Here is a 15,817-nt window from a genome sequence, read left to right on the forward strand (position 1 = left end):
TCGGGATAGCGTAGCAGCTCCGCCGGCGAAAAATCGGCGCTGCGCGGAAAAGGATTCAGGACCGAGTCCAGCCCGGAACGACCTAGTCCAGGTCGATCTGCAGCGCGGAGGCGCCGAGCTCCTGTGCAATCTCGTTGACCAGGGCCTCCGGCACCTCGGCCTCGACGCGCAGAATCAGGATTGCGCCATCGCCCTTGGACGCCTGCGTGAGCGCGGCGGCCTCGATATTGATGCCCTTGTTCCCCAGTTTGCTGCCCACCGTGCCCAGCGCACCGGGCGCGTCCGTGTACTGGAAGAACAGGTTGCGCCCCTGCGCGCGCATGTCCACGCCGCGGCCGTTGATGCGCACGATCTTCTCCACGCCCTCGAGGCCGGTGAGCGCGCCCGTGACCGTCACGGCGTTGCCCGCCGCAGAGACCACCTGGACCTCCAGCGCGCTGCGGTGCGCCCGCGCCTCCGTCTGCGTCTCCACCGAGTACTCCAGCCCGCGCGACTGCGCGATCTGCGGCGCGTTCACAAACGTCACCGGCTCATCAATGATGCCGGAGAACAGGCCGCGCACAGCGGACAGCCCCAGCGAATCAATCTGTTCCGTGGACAGCTCGCCGCGCGCGGTCACCTTCAGCGACGTCGGCGCGCCGTCCAGCAGCTCGCCGGCGATCAGGCCAAGCTTGCGCGACAGCTCCAGCCAGCGAGCGACCTCCTCGCCCACGCGGCCGCCGGTGATGTTCACCGCGTCGGCGACGAACTCGCCGGCCAGGGCCTTGAGCACCGAGTCCGCAACGTCCGTTCCCGCGCGGTCCTGTGCTTCCACCGTGGACGCGCCAAGGTGCGGGGTGACGACGACCTCGTCCAGGGCAAACAGCGGCGAATCGGTGCACGGCTCGGTGGCGTACACGTCGAATCCGGCACCGCGGATGGGGCCGTTCACGATGGCGTCGGCAAGCGCCTGCTCATCGACCAGGCCACCGCGGGCCGCGTTAATGAGGATCTGCCCCTCCTTCGCCTTCGACAGCAGGTCCGCATTGAACATGCCTGCGGTCTCCTTCGTCTTCGGCAGGTGGATGGTGACGAAGTCGGCGCGTCCCATGAGCTCCTCCAGCTCCACGAGCTCAACGCCGAGCTGCGCGGCGCGCGCCGGATTCGCGTACGGGTCGTAGGCGATGACGGTGGTCTCGAACGCGCTGAGGCGCTGCGCAAAAAGCTGGCCGATGTGGCCGAAGCCGACGATGCCGACGGTCTTGCCAAAGACCTCAACGCCCTTGAACGACGAGCGCTTCCACTCGCCGTCGCGCAGCGTCTTGTCCGCCGCCGGGATTTGGCGCGCGGTGGACAGCAGCAGCGCGATCGCGTGCTCGCACGCGGAGTGGATGTTGGAGGTCGGCGCGTTGGCCACCATGACACCGCGCTCGGTCGCGGCGTCAATGTCTACGTTGTCCAGCCCAACGCCGGCGCGGCCGATGATCTTCAGGTTCGGCGCCGCCTGGATCACCTCGCGGTCCACGGTGGTGGCGGAGCGCACGAGCAGTGCGTTCGCTTCAGGCACCGCGGCGAGCAGCTCGTCGCGGTTCGGACCGTCGACCCAGCGCACCTCCACGGAGTCTCCAAGCGCTTCGACGGTTGATTGGGACAGCTTGTCTGCGATCAGCACGACCGGTTTGGACACTGGGGATCGTCTCCTGCGGTATTTCAATAAAGGAATAGGTACGGGGGTAACTTTAATGTCCGCAGGCACGCTTGTCTGCCATCCGCGCTAATATTTTTCTTCCGCCTGCATAATTCGCTCCGGAATGTCGCTCGCCGGCTCGAATTGCGTCCCGAGCGCGATGAGCGGTGCGTCCGCCAGGCCCGCCATCGCCAGCAGCGTGTCCTCGGATTCGCGGGGGTCCGGGTTGTCCACCATCGTGACCCGCGCGCCGAACGCCCGGGCGTTTGCAATCGAAGCAATTGACGACGCCCGCGTGGCCACCACCTGCGGCGCCATATCCGCATCGCGGCGCGAATGGACCGGGAACGGCTTCGTCACCGCGTTCGGCATCACCTGCGGCTCCGCCCAATTGGCGTGCAGCCACGTCGGCACCGACGTATCCAGGTCGGCGATCACCTCCTGCGCGTCCGCCGGGTCGTGCACGGGCCGTTCGTGGAACCGTACCGAGGTCATCTTGCCCAGCGCGTCGATCCCGCCCGGATCGCGGTAGACGCGCACGCTCCCGGACGCCGGCGCGATCGCCACATCGCCCACCGTGAGCAGCGTAAACGTTTTCAGACGCTTCACTTCCTGCGTGATCTGCCCGTGGTGATCTTCGTCGTAGACCAGCATCGGCGCGTGCGCGTACGCGGCAATCGACGCCGCCCGCAGCTGCGCCTCCACGCTGGAATCCGACACCACCAACGTCTCGGACGTGTTGAAGAAGTACTCGGAGCTGACAAGCCCGTTCGTGTCATCGAGCACAACCGGGTGATCATCAAACGCAGTGGAGACGTGCCGCGACTGATTCGCGGCCCGGGCCTGGTCCAACGGGGTACTTGTGTCCTCGCCCGCGCACCCGCCGACGGCGAGCGCCACGCAGCACATCGCCGCGGCGAGGCCCCGGCTAGCTTTCTGCTTCGCTGCCATTCTCCCCGTCTGCGTGATTGGTGCTGCAGGCGTCCACCGTGCGCGTACCGAGGGCCCCGAGGGCTCCGTCCAGGTCGCGGACGACCGGCTTGTCCAGCGCGTACTCGATGATGCCCACGAAACGGTCGCGGCGGTCATGGATAAAGCTGTTCCAGTCCGAGTTCAACAGGTCGGCCGGGCGGATCTCGTGGCCCTCCAGCATTGCGTCGAACTCTGCGTCGTCCATCAGGGACTTCGACTGCAGGCGCGGCAGGTAACGCTTCGGCTCGTTGTTCTCCATCACCACGTCGGTGCGCCGCCCCATCGGGGTGCGGTTGAGCACGGAGTCAGCCAGCTCCTCGGTCGCGCCGGCCTGCAGGCAGAACTCGCGCGGGAAGACGGTGTGGAAGCGCGGCTGCAGCTCGGCGATGGTGTCGCGGTTGAGCGGCTTCCCGGTGCGCCAGTCGAGCGCTCCGCGGGCCATCAGCAGGGAGTACAGCCCGCGGTACACGCCGCTCTCCGCCGTCGCGGACTGCAGGCGGGACTCGTGGAACTGCGCGTCGCCCACGGTGCGCGGCACCTCGTCGGTGTCCCCGCGGACCCAGGGGGTGACCTCGGTGACGTCGAGGCCGGCGCGAATCGTCGGCGCGTGTGCGCCGTAGAGCTCGCCGAACACGCCGGACCAGTACCAACGGTTGAGTCGGTCGCGCGGCTCCTTCTCGTCCAGCAGTCCGGGCTGCTCGGCCAGTCGCGCGAGGATGACGGCCAGCGGAATGATCTGCGAGGAGTACGGGACCTGGTCGATGGCCAGGATGCAGCGCTCCGCGAGGAACTCGGCAGCGGCAACGAAGGCATCGGCCAGCTCGTCGCAGTGGGTCAGGTAGTCGTGCAGCGAGATATTGAGGATGTCGCCGCGGTGCCCCACCGCGTTGCCCTTCCTGCTGGTGATCAGGAGCGACAGCCCACGCAGGAACTCGATGCGCCCGATCCCGTCCAGCGCCGGGTACAGGCGCAGCGTGCGTTCGATGTGCGCGAAGTGGTCGGCCAGGCGGAAGTTGGGGTCTTCAGTGGCGAATACGGCGGTGAGCAGCTCGAAGACATCCATCTGCACACCGGCGGAGTTGGCGTGCGCGAAGATCTGGCCGACGCCGATCTGCGAGGTTTCACGGTCAATCCGGATCACAGGCACGTCGTACGCCGGCAGCCAGCGCAGGACCTCGTTCTGGAAGGTCTTCACCGCGGCGCGCATCTCCGGGTCGTCCGTGTCGGCGGCCATATCAATGAGGAGGTCGTTGCCTTCCTTCCACAGCAGCATTGAAACGGGCACGACGCCGTGCGCCAACATGTCCTCGCGGGAGTGGATGCCCCCGTCGATCTGCGGGCCGAAGTGGGAGCGCACCTGACCGTCCGGGTCGACGGCAAAGACCGCTTCGACCGGCATCGGGTCGGCGGCCACCGCGGCGCGCACGTCGACGAAGAAGCGGCGACGGATGCGCCGGCCCAGGTAGTCCACCGTCGGGATCTCGCCGGCCCCCTTGAGGGCGTAGAAGAGCGAGGTGAGGCGCTGTTGGCCGTCGAGAAGCAAAAGCCCCGGCTCCCGATCCCCCGTCGTCAGACCGTCGAGCGGGCGCGGGCGGAAACGCATGGGCGCGTTTCGGGTGTCCAGGGCAAGGAAAGAACCGATGGGGTAACCGCGAAGCACTGAGGTGACCAGGGTGCGAATCCTGTCAACATCCCAGATGTATTCACGCTGGAAGTCGGGCAACTGCAATTCGCCACGTTCAGCACGGGCGAACAAGTCCTTCAAGGAATAGCTTGGCGTTGTAAAACCCATGCCCCAACCTTAGAACGGAATCAGCAAACCTGCTCGTGCGATTCGTGCTCCGGGCGCTCGATCTGGATCGTGGAGTGCTCGATGCCCAGCTCGCGCAGGGCGTGCTGTACTGCATCTAGGAGCGGCCCACTATCCGTACCCGCCGCGCCGACCACGTGCACCGTAGCCAACACGTTCACGCCGTCGAGGCTCCAAAGGTGAAGGTCATGGATGTCTGCAACCCCCGCGGTCGCTCGCAGCGCCTCCTCCACCTCGGCGGTGCGGAAACCCTCCGGGACCTGTTCGAGGAGCACGCCAGCAGATTGGCGCATCAGCTGCCACGCCCGCGGCAGCACGAGCGCGGCGATGATGAGCGAGGCCACGGCGTCCGCCACGGCCACACCGGTTGCCATGACCACGATGCCCGCGACAATAACCGCGGCCGATCCCAGCAAGTCCACCAGCACGTGAAGGAACGCGCCGCGGACGTTGATCGAGTCGCCGCGGTGACCGTGCAGCACCCACGCCGAGATGCCGTTGGCCGCAAAACCGATGACGGCGATGAGAAGCATGGTCCCGCCGTGCACGTCGGCGGGTTCGCGGAGGCGACGGATCGCCTCAACGACAATCCACACAGAGATCGCGAGCACGAGCACCGCGTTGACCAGCGCCGCGAGCACCTCCACGCGCCGGTAGCCGTACGTTGCGTGGCGTGAGGCCCGTTTCCGCCCCACGAGCACCGCGAGAACGGCGATGATGAGCCCGGCGGCGTCGGAAAGCATGTGCATCGCGTCCGCCATGAGCGCCATGGACCCGGCGAGCCATCCCCCAACCAGCTCCGCAACGAAGACCGTGGCGGTGACGGCGAGCGCAACGAGGAGCGCGCGCAGCGGAGTATCGCTCGACGGGGCGTGATCGTGGTTGTGGTCGTGTGCCATAGCTCAACCCTAAACTGCCACACAGTTAATGACAATTAAATGAAAACGGCTCCCGGTTTCAAAAAACACGCGGTGAGCAGGGCTCATTATCGACGCTACGCCCTGCCCACCCCACACAACCGTACAAGTTGCTGACTATTTGCGCGATGCCTCAACAACTTTTGCTACCGTTGATAGGCGCAATAGCACAATGGTCTCGAGCAGTGAGCCAATTTACGCAATGTTCATCCGCTCGCATGGGGCCACATACGAAAGGATTCGACTATCACTTCCGCAAACCCGAACCCGAAGGATCCGAATCGCGTGGAGAAGGCCGCGAAGCACATCGGCGACCACGCACACGACGCAAAGGACAAGGCCGGCGAGACTTTCACCTCCGCAAAGGGCAAGGCTGGCGACGCTGTGGACGGCGTTCGCGGCACCGGCTCCACCACCGTGTCCAAGACTGAGGGCACCACGAAGGCAACCTCCGGCACCACCGCAGCCGACGCCGGCAACGGCGGTGGTGGCTGGTGGAAGTGGCTGCTCGGCCTGATCGTCGCAGCTCTGCTGGTCTGGCTGCTGATCAGCCTCTTCAGCGGCGGCAGCGACGACTCGGACGGCGCTGCCGTCACCGAGACCTCCACCGTTGCTACGGAGACCACCAGCGAGACCGTCACCGCTGACCCGAGCGAGGACGCTACCGCGGGTGCCGGCGACGCAGCGGCTGACGCCACCGACAAGGCTGGCAATGCCGCAGGCGACGCAACTGACAAGGCTGGCGACCTCGCGGGTGACGCGAAGGACGGCGCTGGCAACGCGGCCGACAAGGCTGGCGAGGTTGCAGGCGACGCAACAGACAAGGCTGGCGACCTCGCGGGCGACGCGAAGGACGCTGCAGGCGACGCGGCCGACAAGGCTGGCGACGCTATCTCCGGCGCCACCAACTAGTTTCGCCACAGCGCAACACAACACTGCCCCAGCTCCTGGACTGACCAGGATGCTGGGGCGGTGTTTTCGTGCGGATGCTGTCGCGCGTGCGTCTACGCGGTCTCGTTCAGCGGGTTCTTCACCCAGGTCATCATGTCGCGAAGCTGCGCACCGGTCTTCTCAATCGGGTGCTCTGCAACCTTCGCGCGCAGGCCCTCGAGCTCCTTGTTGCCGCCCTCGACGTTGGCCACCAGGCGCTTGGTAAACTCGCCGGACTGGATGTCCTTCAGGATGTCGCGCATGCGATCCTTCGCACCCTCGTCGATCACGCGCGGGCCGGACAGGTAGCCGCCGAACTCTGCGGTGTCAGAGACGGAGTAGTTCATGTTGGCGATACCGCCCTCGTAGATGAGGTCCACGATCAGCTTCATCTCGTGCAGGCACTCAAAGTAGGCCATCTCCGGCTCGTAGCCGGCCTCGGTCAGCACCTCGAAGCCCTTCATGATCAGGTCCTCCAGGCCGCCGCACAGGACTGCCTGCTCACCGAACAGGTCGGTGACGGTCTCCGCCTCGAACGTGGTCGGGATGACGCCCGCGCGTGCGCCGCCGATCGCGGCGGCGTAGGACAGCGCCAGCTCCTTGCCGTTGCCGGTCGGGTCCTGCTCGACCGCGATCAGGCAGGGCACGCCCTTGCCGTCGACGTAAGTGCGGCGGACCAGGTGGCCCGGCCCCTTCGGCGCGACCATCGCAACGGTGATGGTGTCGGCCGGATCGATCAGCTTGAAGTGGATGTTCAGGCCGTGGCCGAAGAACAGCGCGTCGCCGTCCTTCAGGTTCGGCTCGATGTCCTTGCTAAAGATTTCTGCCTGCGAGGTATCCGGGGCCAACAGCATGATCACGTCGGCCCACGCCGCGGCGTCCGCGTTGGACTTGACCTCAAAGCCGGACTCCTGGGCCTTCGCGGCGGACTTGGAGCCCTCGCGCAGGCCGACGACCACCTCAACGCCGGACTCGCGCAGGTTCTGCGCGTGGGCGTGGCCCTGGGAGCCGTAGCCGATGATGGCGACCTTCTTGCCCTGGATGATGGACAGGTCCGCGTCGTTGTCGTACAGAACGTCAATTGCCATGAGTGAAACACTCACCTTTCCTATTATGTGGGACGGCCATTTCATATTATGGCACAGATTTGTGTTTGTGTGGGGATTTTGTGGCGTCGGCAAGCGATTGCTTCTTTACGCCACCGCCTACCCCTTCGTCGGCGCCATCGTCTTCGGGCCGCGGCTCAGCGCGACGTTGCCCGAGCGGACGAGCTCCTTGATGCCAAAAGTCTCCATCAACTCGAGGAACGCCTTGAGCTTCTGGGGGGAGCCGGTGGCCTCGATGACCACGGACTCCGGCGACACGTCGACGATGTGGGCGCGGAAGATGTTCGCCGCGTCCACCACCTGCGGGCGGTTCTGGTTCGTCGTGGCCACCTTGACCAGCATGAGCTGGCGCGCGATCATCGAGTCGTCTTCCAGGCGCGCGACCTTGAGCACTTGAACCAGCTTGTGCAGCTGCTTCGTGATCTGCTCGATGGCGTACTCTGACGCGTCGACAACGATGGTCAGGCGGTTAATGCCCTCGGTCTCCGTCTTCGCCGACACGAGCGAGACCAGGTTGTAGCCGCGACGGGTAAACAGCGCGGTGACGCGGGTGATGATGCCGTCGACGTCCAGCACCAGCACCGACAGCGTGTTGCGAGAAATGGTTTGGTCAGACATCTACTTTGCCTCCTGGGTGGTGGTAACGGCAGCCCCTGTTGCTTCTACAGCCTCGATGGCCTCGTTGATCGCCTCCGGGGTCTCCCCTGCGGACTCCTCCATGTCGAAGAACGGGCGCATGCCCAGGGCGTACTGCATATCGGAATTCGACGCGCCGGCCGCGATCATCGGCCACACCTGCGCGTCCTCGCCGACGATGAACTCAACCACGACGGGCCGGTCGTTGATCTCGCGCGCCTTCTGAATCGCCGGCACGACATCTTCTTCCTTGGTCACACGGATCGCCTCCGCGCCGAGCGCCTGCGACAGCTGCACAAAGTCAGGGACGTAGACTTCCTCCCCTCCGAGCTTGGTGTGGGAGTAATGGCCGTCGTAAAACAGCGTCTGCCACTGGCGGACCATGCCGAGGTTGCCGTTGTTAATCAGCGCCACCTTGAACGGGAAACCCTCCATCGCGGCGGTGGTGAGCTCCTGGTTGGTCATCTGGAAGCAGCCGTCGCCGTCAATCGCCCACACCTCTTTATCCGGGCAGGCGACCTTCGCGCCGAGGGCCGCGGGCACCGCGAAGCCCATCGTGCCGAGGCCGCCGGAGTTGATCCAGTGCCGCGGCTGTTCAAAGTCAACAAACTGGGCCGACCACATTTGGTGCTGCCCCACGCCCGAGACGTAGATCGCGTCCGGCCCCACCGTCTTCGACAGCGTTTCAATGACGTACTGCGGCGAGAGCTTCCCGTCAGACTGTGGATCGTAGCCGCGTGGGAAGTGCTCCTTCAAGTCGTTGAGGCGCGCGAGCCAATTGCTTATCGACGGCGCAGCGTTCCTCTTCTCGTCCCTAAACGCATCGAACAGCTGGGACAGGACCTTCTTCGCGTCGCCGACGATCGGCACGTCCGCCTCGCGGATCTTGCCCACCTCGGCCGGGTCGATGTCGGCGTGGATGACCTTGGCGTAGGGGGCGAAGGTGTTGGTGTCGCCGGTGACGCGGTCGTCGAAACGCGTGCCGATGGCGATGAGCAAATCCGCCTCCTGCAGGGCGCCGACCGCGGGGACGGATCCGTGCATGCCCGGCATACCCATGTACAGCGGGTGCGACTGCGGGAACGCGCCCAGCGCCATGAGCGTGGTCACCACCGGGATGCCGGTGCGCTCCGCAAACGCAAGCAGCTCCTCGTGCGCGCCCGACTTCACCACGCCGCCGCCGATGTAGAGCACCGGGCGCTCCGAGGCGGCGATCAGCTTCGCCGCCTGCGCGATCTGCCGGTTGTGCGGCTTGGTATTCGGCTTGTAGCCGGGCAGGTCCACCACCGGGGGCCACGCGAACTCGATCTCCGCGGCCTGCAGGTCCTTCGGAATGTCCACCAGGACCGGGCCCGGGCGACCCGTCGACGCGATGTGGTGCGCGGCGGCGATCGCCGCCGGGATGTCCTCGGCGCGGGTGACCATCAGGTTGTGCTTGGTAATCGGCATCGTGATGCCGCGAATGTCCGCCTCCTGGAAAGCGTCGGTGCCGATGAGCGGCGAGCCGACCTGGCCCGTAATCGCGATCATCGGGACGGAGTCCAGGTACGCGTCAGCGATCGCGGTGACCAGGTTCGTCGCGCCCGGGCCCGAGGTGGCCAGACACACGCCTACCTGGCCCGAGGCGACCGCGTACCCCTCCGCCGCGTGGCCGGCGCCTTGCTCGTGGCGCACGAGCACGTGGCGCAGCTTCTCGGCCCGAAACAGGGCGTCGTAAAGCGGAAGGACCGCTCCCCCCGGCAACCCGAAGACGAACCGGGTGCCCAACTCCTCAAGACTTCGCACGACCGCGTCCGCGCCTGTGATTCGCTCCGGCTCGACGCTCGGCGCCGGTTGCGAGTTGCTGTCCGGCGCATTCGATGAAGCTGCCACGTTTCCAAACTCCTTGGGTCAATGTGTCGATTGTGAGGGTGATCAAAACAAAAGCCCCCGGCGAGCACTTCTCGTGAGTGCTGTCGAGGGCGCTTGTGTCAGCGGCGTACGAAAACGAACCCGCTACGGCAAGCGCCGCGAGGGAATTCGTACTACTAGTCGCTGTGTGATCATGTGCGCTACGTTACACAGCCGGGCGGACTACCGCGCCGATTTCATTGATTAAAATTCACATCCCACTTTTTGGGAAGCCGCGCGAGTGTGACCGACGGCACCGTTCAGGCCCCCTGCCCCGGACTAAACTCAAACAGACTATGCCGTTCACATATATTCTGCTCGAGTGGTGGCACTGGATCGCCGACACCGGCATCAACCTCGCCCTCCTCTTCGTCCTCGCGCTCCTGGTGCCGCGCGCCGGACGGTTTATCAACCGCTACTTCGAGCGCCAGGTCACGCGCATGACCGATGTGGACGAGGGCAAGAGCCGACTCGCCCTCGTCGGCGTAGCGGTCTACATCGGCGAAATCGTCGCGTACTTCCTCCTGCTCATCTTCGCGCTGCAGCAGATCGGCTTCTCGCTCGCCGGCGCCGCGATCCCCGCCACCGTCGTCTCCGCCGCCGTCGGCTTCGGCGCGCAGAGCATCATCGCGGACTTCCTCGCCGGCTTCTTCATCCTCACCGAAAAGCAATACGGCGTGGGCGACTACGTCTCGTTCCAAGGCAGCGGGGTCGACATCGAGGGCGAAGTCATCCAGATCACCATGCGCGCGACGCAGATCCGCACCATCGAGCAGGCGACCGTCTCCATCCCGAACTCCACCGCCCGCGTGTGCATCAACCAATCCAACTACTGGTCCAACGCGATGGTGGTCATCCCCGTCCCGCTGCTCGGATCCCGCTCCGCCGACGAGGCCATCGCGCGCTCCGAACGCGCCGCGCGCCGCGCCCTCGCCCAGCCGGAAATCGCCGGTACCGTCCGCGACGAGCTGCAGGTCCACCCCGCCGTCGGCATCACACCGCCCGCTACCGTCGGCTCGCCCTGGACCGTGGACATGCGCTTCCTCGTGCGCGTCGACCCGCTGGCCCAGTGGATGGTCGAGCGCGCCATCCGCGTCGCCATCCTCGACGAATTTTGGAACGAGTACGGCTCCGCAACAACGCTCGACGGGACGCTTGTCGACGCCCCCGTCACCCCTCCACACACGCATCACTCCCGCGGCATCACGCCCAAGGCACCCTCGACTGTACGTCCACCCGATGCGCTGGATGCGACAGACACGACGGAAACACCAGCACCGTCGCCCTCCGCCGAAGCGACGAACAGCCCGACCCCTCCACACCCTGTAGACGATCCGGCCGCAGCACCCACCCGGTCTGACCCCGCTTCCTTCGCTGCCCACGGCGACAACGCGCGCACTGACGACGCCCCCAGCACCGATACAGGCAGCGACCACCGCACCTGGTTCTTCTCTTCGCCACAACGGGTACTCAACGGCATCATGCGAATGTCTACCCTCGTATTGCTGGCGATCTTCGGCGTCCTCTTGCTCATCCGTGGCTTCATGGTGCAACCGGGCGAAGAAAGCGAGGCAAACAGCGGCTTCCTCGCACCTCCCGCCCGCACCACCGCGCAGACGACCGAGACCGTGCCGGACGCTGAGGACGTCGCCCCCACCTACGAGCAAACCGAACCGGAGTTTACTGCCCCAGCCCAGCCCACCACTGAGGCCCAACAGTCCACTGAGCACACACCTTTGGAAACCTCGAGCTCAGACGAAACCGTCCGAAGCAGCGACGCGCTTCAGAGCCCGACCGCCTCTGAGTCTGCACTCCCACAGGTCACTGAGTCCGCAACGCTCTCCACCGAGCCTTAAAACGACCGCCCTCCGCTGAAAAGCCCCAAACTGTATTAGACGTTGGAAACAGGGGCTCGGTTCTGTTTCGGGGCGATATTGGAATACTTCTCGCACTTTGCCGTTTTCCCTGGTCATGGGGTGCTTGTTGCGGTTATTATGTGGGGCATGGACTACATTGACGCGCTTGTTACCGCCGACAGGAACGGCATCTCCATCATTGCCGATGCCGCCGGCGCAAGCGTTGATGCGCTCAACTCTCGCGGGTGAGACCAGGACCGTGCCGAGCACTTGGTGGATACGGCCGGGGTGTTTTACGGCCGTGTGAGTATCGGACAATAATGCGTAGTCCTCCAAGGGTCTGGACACAGGAGCTCTCCCCTTTGCTCAGTGGTGCGACCAGAAGGAGAAGAAACATCCACCCCGGTGCACCCGCTGCAGTGACAACGACCCATCGCCCGCAGCAGGTGGCAATCGTCACGGTTACCCTTCTTTTTCAGATTCCTGTCCTCGGGGTCAGAAAAAGACGGGGACCTGTCATAGGTCAGTGAGCATCTGCTGCATCTGAGCGATCTCGGCCTCCTGGTCGTTGATAATTTGTTCGGCCAGGGTGATCGCATGGGGATTCTGGCCGTCAGCAACCTCGTCACGGGCCATGTCGACCGCACCTTCGTGGTGGGCGGTCATCTGCTCCAGGTAGAGGCGGGCGGCCTCGGTGCCCTGGGCTTCCTCAAGGGCTGTCATGTCCTCCTGGCTCATCATCCCGCTCATGCCACCCATCTCGCCGTGATCCATTCCACCCATCTCGTCACTGGCCCCCATGCCCCCAGAGTCGGTGACCGGCTGCTGGCCCCAGGCCTCGAGCATGGCGTTCATCCGGTCAATCTCCAGTCCCTGGGCGTCAATAACCCCCTGGACAAACTCCACGACCTGGGCGGGGATACCCTCCTTGGCCAGGAGCATCTCACTCATCTCCACGGCCTGCTGGTGATGAGGGATCATCATCTGGGCAAACATGATGTCCGCGTCGTTGTGATCGGCGGAGATCTCCCCGTCCGCATCAGTCGTCGCCGTGGTGGTCTTGGTCGTCTCAGCGGTAGTCTTCGCAGTGCTGGTGGCCGAGGTGGTGGCGTCGGTGATGCCCGACTCGGTGGCCTCACCGCAGGCGGCCAGCGCCAGGGTGGAGGCCACGGCGAGAGCGGAAAGCACAAGGGTGCGCTTCATGGTGGAGCCCTTTCAGGGTCATATGGGGTCAGTGGAGAAAAGTGGTGGATCAGTGGACGGCGGTGGATTTCGGAGTAGGCGTGGTGTGTTCCTCCTTCGACTCGGTGGGAGCCAGGTGGGCCGGGTCCAGATCAATCCGGCGCAACAGCTGGGCGTTCAGGGCCACCACGATGGTCGAGGCAGACATCAAGATCGCGCCCACGGCCGGGGACAGCACGAACCCGATCGAGGCGAGCACTCCGGCGGCCAGCGGCACGGCGAGGATGTTGTAGCCAGAGGCCCAGATCAGGTTCTGGATCATCTTGCGGTAGCTGGCCTGGGACAGCTCAATCATCGACAGCACTGCCCGCGGGTCATCACTGGCTAGGACCACCCCGGCAGATTCCATGGCCACATCCGTGCCGGCACCGATGGCGATACCGACCTCCGCGCGGGTCAGAGCGGGGGCGTCATTGACACCGTCACCGACCATGGCCACGCTCAAACCCCGGTCCTGCAGCTGCATGACCTTGGTGTCTTTGTCCTGAGGCAGGACCTCGGCGAAGACCTCATCGATCCCCAGGTCCTGGCCAACCGCCTGGGCCACCTGCTGCGCGTCACCGGTGATCATCGCGACCTTCACCCCGCGGTCCTGCAGGGCTTTCACGGCGGCGCGAGATTCGGAGCGGATCTTGTCCTCGACGGCCACCGCACCGATGATCTGACCGTCGCGGACAATATGGAGCACACCGGCCCCACGCCCGGACCAGGCGCTGGTGGTGTCGGTGAGCTCGGCCGGGGTAGTGAGGTTGAACTCGCGCAGCATGTTCGGCCCGCCCACGAGGATCTCAGCGCCATCGACAGTGGCCCGGACCCCCCGGCCGGAGGCGGCGCTGAAACCAGTTGCACGCATTTGCTGACGGGAGGCCTCGGGATGGGCGGCCGCGGCCGCCACGATGGCGCGGGCCACGGGGTGCTCACTGTCGGCCTCCGCGGCGGCGGCCAGGGCCAGCAGCTCGCCCTCGGTGACGCCGCCAGCTGCCGCGACACCGGTGACCGCGTGCGCACCCTCGGTCAGGGTGCCGGTTTTGTCGAAGAGCACCACGTCGATGGTGCGCATCCGCTCGAGCGTCATCCGGTCCTTGATGAGCACCCCGGATTTCGCGGCCCGCTCGCTGGAGATCGCAATGACCAGCGGAATCGCCAGGCCCAAGGCATGCGGGCAGGCGATGACCAGCACCGTGACCGTGCGCACCACGGCATCGTCCGGGCTGCCGATAATGGTCCACACCACCGCGGTGATCAGAGCGGAGATCAGCGCGAACCAGAACAACAACGCCGCCGCCCGATCCGCCAGGGCCTGGGCCCGGGAGGAGGACTCCTGGGCGTCGGCAACCATGCGTTGGATCCCGGCCAGGGCGGTGTCCCCGCCGGTAGCCTCCACCCGGATGCGGACGGTGTTGTCGGTGGCCACGGTACCGGCGACCACCTTGTCACCGGTGTCGCGGAAGACGGGACGGGATTCGCCGGTGATCATCGCCTCATCGAATTCGGCGGCTCCGTCGATGATGGTTCCATCGGCCGGCACCCGGGCACCGGCCCTCACCAGCACGACGTCGTCGACGACCAGCTCGGAGATGGCCACGGTGCGGGTGGTCCCGTCGATGACTTTCTCGGCCTCATCCGGCAGCAGGGCAGCCAGCGCGTCAAGCGCGGAGGACGCGGCCCCGAGAGCGGACATCTCCAGCCAGTGGCCCAGCAGCATGATGGTCACCAGCAGGGCCAGCTCCCACCAGAAGTCCAGCTCAAAACCGCCCAGCCCCAGAGTGGTGACCCAGGAGGCGACAAACGCCACGGTGATGGCCATGGCGATCAGGAGCATCATCCCGGGTTGGCGGGATTTCAGTTCTTTCCATCCGCCCTTGAGGAAAGGCGTTCCGCCGTAGACGAAGATGATCGTGCCCAGCACCGGGGGGATCCAGGTGGATCCGGAGAATGCCGGGAGGTGGTAGCCGAGCAGGTTGGCGACCATGGGGCTGAAAATAACGACGGGAATGGACAGAATCAGCGACCACCAGAAGCGGTCCCGAAACATTGCGGTGCTGTGTCCGGCGTGTTCGCCGTGACCATGAACGTGGTGGTCGTCGTCCAGGGCGGAATGCGGGTGATCGTGGGGCATCGCCTGGCCGTGGGTGTCGGCATCTGCGTGGTGTTCGTGGCTGGCATGATCCGGATGGTAGGTGTGGTCTGTTTCCGGAGCGGGGTGATCACCATGATGATCGCCGGAATGGTGGGGAGTGCTCATGACGTTCCTTTCCGCTCAACCCGGTCGGGGTCGAGATGACGGGTAAAACTGATCAGGATAAGACGGTGTAGCCGGCGTCCTCGATGGCCCGGCGAACCATCTCCGGAGGTACGACACCGGTGACCGTGACGGTGGAAACTCCACCAGCAGCGAGATCAACCTGGACGTCGTCGACCTGGGGAAGGGCCTGAAGGGCCTGGGTCACGCTTTTCGCGCAGTGCCCGCAAGTCAGGCCGGTGACCTGGTAGCTAGGGGTAGACTCTCCTGCTGACGAGTCGCTGGTGGCAGGGATGGAGGCGGTGTCGGCACGTGAGGCAGGTCCGCAACAGCTGCAACCATGGGAGGCCATCGGCAAGAGGCGGGGCTGGGAGGTGATCATGGGAAAGCTCCTTCGGTTCGGTGGGGTGCGGCGATGCCGCTCTCTAGCGTATACCCAAGGGGGGTATATTTCCCTAGCGTATACCCCCCCGGGGTATATTTTCAAAAGGTGGAGGGCACGGCCCTCACGCGGGGCAGAGTCCTCACCTGCGCCTGTCTCCCGTGTCAC

At 65.3% G+C, this 15,817-nt stretch carries 13 protein-coding genes; 3 read left to right on the forward strand and 10 right to left on the reverse strand.

Annotated elements, in window-relative coordinates; translation table 11 throughout:
- Positions 1 to 82: 82 nt before the first annotated feature.
- From serA to CKJ84_RS06815, 4 genes are all read right to left on the reverse strand, one after another.
- The gene (gene serA / locus CKJ84_RS06800) at positions 83 to 1,666 is read right to left on the reverse strand and encodes a phosphoglycerate dehydrogenase (protein ID WP_095546338.1); all 1,584 of its coding nucleotides are present in this window, start codon (positions 1,664 to 1,666) and stop codon (positions 83 to 85) included.
- Positions 1,667 to 1,753: 87 nt separating this feature from the next.
- Positions 1,754 to 2,617, reverse strand: a complete 864-nt coding sequence (locus CKJ84_RS06805; protein ID WP_095546339.1) for a hypothetical protein — start codon at positions 2,615 to 2,617, stop codon at positions 1,754 to 1,756.
- Complete coding sequence (locus CKJ84_RS06810) at positions 2,595 to 4,430, reverse strand: DUF262 domain-containing protein (protein WP_095546340.1); 1,836 nt, start codon at positions 4,428 to 4,430, stop codon at positions 2,595 to 2,597. Before CKJ84_RS06810 ends, CKJ84_RS06805 begins: the two co-directional genes overlap by 23 nt.
- Positions 4,431 to 4,450: 20 nt before the next feature.
- On the reverse strand, positions 4,451 to 5,347 hold the full coding sequence (locus CKJ84_RS06815) for a cation diffusion facilitator family transporter (protein ID WP_095276120.1): 897 nt from the start codon (positions 5,345 to 5,347) through the stop codon (positions 4,451 to 4,453).
- Positions 5,348 to 5,650: 303 nt separating this feature from the next.
- Here CKJ84_RS06815 and CKJ84_RS12360 point away from each other — a divergent pair, with 303 nt between their 5' ends.
- Complete coding sequence (locus tag CKJ84_RS12360) at positions 5,651 to 6,277, forward strand: hypothetical protein (RefSeq protein ID WP_198949246.1); 627 nt, start codon at positions 5,651 to 5,653, stop codon at positions 6,275 to 6,277.
- A 92-nt stretch (positions 6,278 to 6,369) separates the two neighbouring features.
- Here the strand turns inward: CKJ84_RS12360 and ilvC are convergent, their stop codons facing one another.
- The 3 genes from ilvC to CKJ84_RS06835 form a co-directional block, all read right to left on the reverse strand.
- Positions 6,370 to 7,383, reverse strand: a complete 1,014-nt coding sequence (ilvC, locus tag CKJ84_RS06825) for a ketol-acid reductoisomerase (protein WP_095535015.1) — start codon at positions 7,381 to 7,383, stop codon at positions 6,370 to 6,372.
- Positions 7,384 to 7,500: 117 nt separating this feature from the next.
- Positions 7,501 to 8,019 (reverse strand): acetolactate synthase small subunit, encoded by a 519-nt coding sequence (ilvN, locus tag CKJ84_RS06830; RefSeq protein ID WP_095276115.1) that lies wholly within the window; start codon positions 8,017 to 8,019, stop codon positions 7,501 to 7,503.
- On the reverse strand, positions 8,020 to 9,909 hold the full coding sequence (locus tag CKJ84_RS06835; protein WP_095546341.1) for an acetolactate synthase large subunit: 1,890 nt from the start codon (positions 9,907 to 9,909) through the stop codon (positions 8,020 to 8,022). It abuts the gene before it with no gap.
- Between the two features lie 314 nt (positions 9,910 to 10,223).
- Between CKJ84_RS06835 and CKJ84_RS06840 the strand changes: the two genes are divergently transcribed.
- Positions 10,224 to 11,783 (forward strand): mechanosensitive ion channel family protein, encoded by a 1,560-nt coding sequence (locus CKJ84_RS06840; protein ID WP_095546342.1) that lies wholly within the window; start codon positions 10,224 to 10,226, stop codon positions 11,781 to 11,783.
- A gap of 516 nt (positions 11,784 to 12,299) precedes the next feature.
- Here the strand turns inward: CKJ84_RS06840 and CKJ84_RS06845 are convergent.
- Positions 12,300 to 12,986: a DUF305 domain-containing protein gene (locus CKJ84_RS06845; protein WP_095536913.1), complete on the reverse strand. Its 687-nt coding sequence runs from the start codon at positions 12,984 to 12,986 to the stop codon at positions 12,300 to 12,302.
- 49 nt (positions 12,987 to 13,035) lie between these two features.
- Positions 13,036 to 15,144, reverse strand: coding sequence for a copper-translocating P-type ATPase (locus tag CKJ84_RS06850; protein ID WP_233125526.1), 2,109 nt, complete (start codon positions 15,142 to 15,144; stop codon positions 13,036 to 13,038).
- On the opposite strand from CKJ84_RS06850, the gene CKJ84_RS12515 reads away from it, so the two are divergent.
- Positions 15,070 to 15,309 carry a hypothetical protein gene (locus CKJ84_RS12515; RefSeq protein WP_233125563.1) on the forward strand — a complete coding sequence of 80 codons (240 nt, stop codon included), beginning with the start codon at positions 15,070 to 15,072 and terminating at the stop codon, positions 15,307 to 15,309. The two genes, CKJ84_RS06850 and CKJ84_RS12515, sit on opposite strands and share 75 nt — an antisense overlap.
- 13 nt (positions 15,310 to 15,322) lie before the next feature.
- On the opposite strand, the gene CKJ84_RS06855 is transcribed toward CKJ84_RS12515, so the two are convergent.
- Positions 15,323 to 15,649, reverse strand: coding sequence for a heavy-metal-associated domain-containing protein (locus tag CKJ84_RS06855; RefSeq protein WP_095535020.1), 327 nt, complete (start codon positions 15,647 to 15,649; stop codon positions 15,323 to 15,325).
- Positions 15,650 to 15,817 lie beyond the last annotated feature (168 nt).

The organism is Corynebacterium sp. NML 120412 (assembly GCF_002285155.1).
GTDB lineage: Bacteria > Actinomycetota > Actinomycetes > Mycobacteriales > Mycobacteriaceae > Corynebacterium > Corynebacterium gottingense.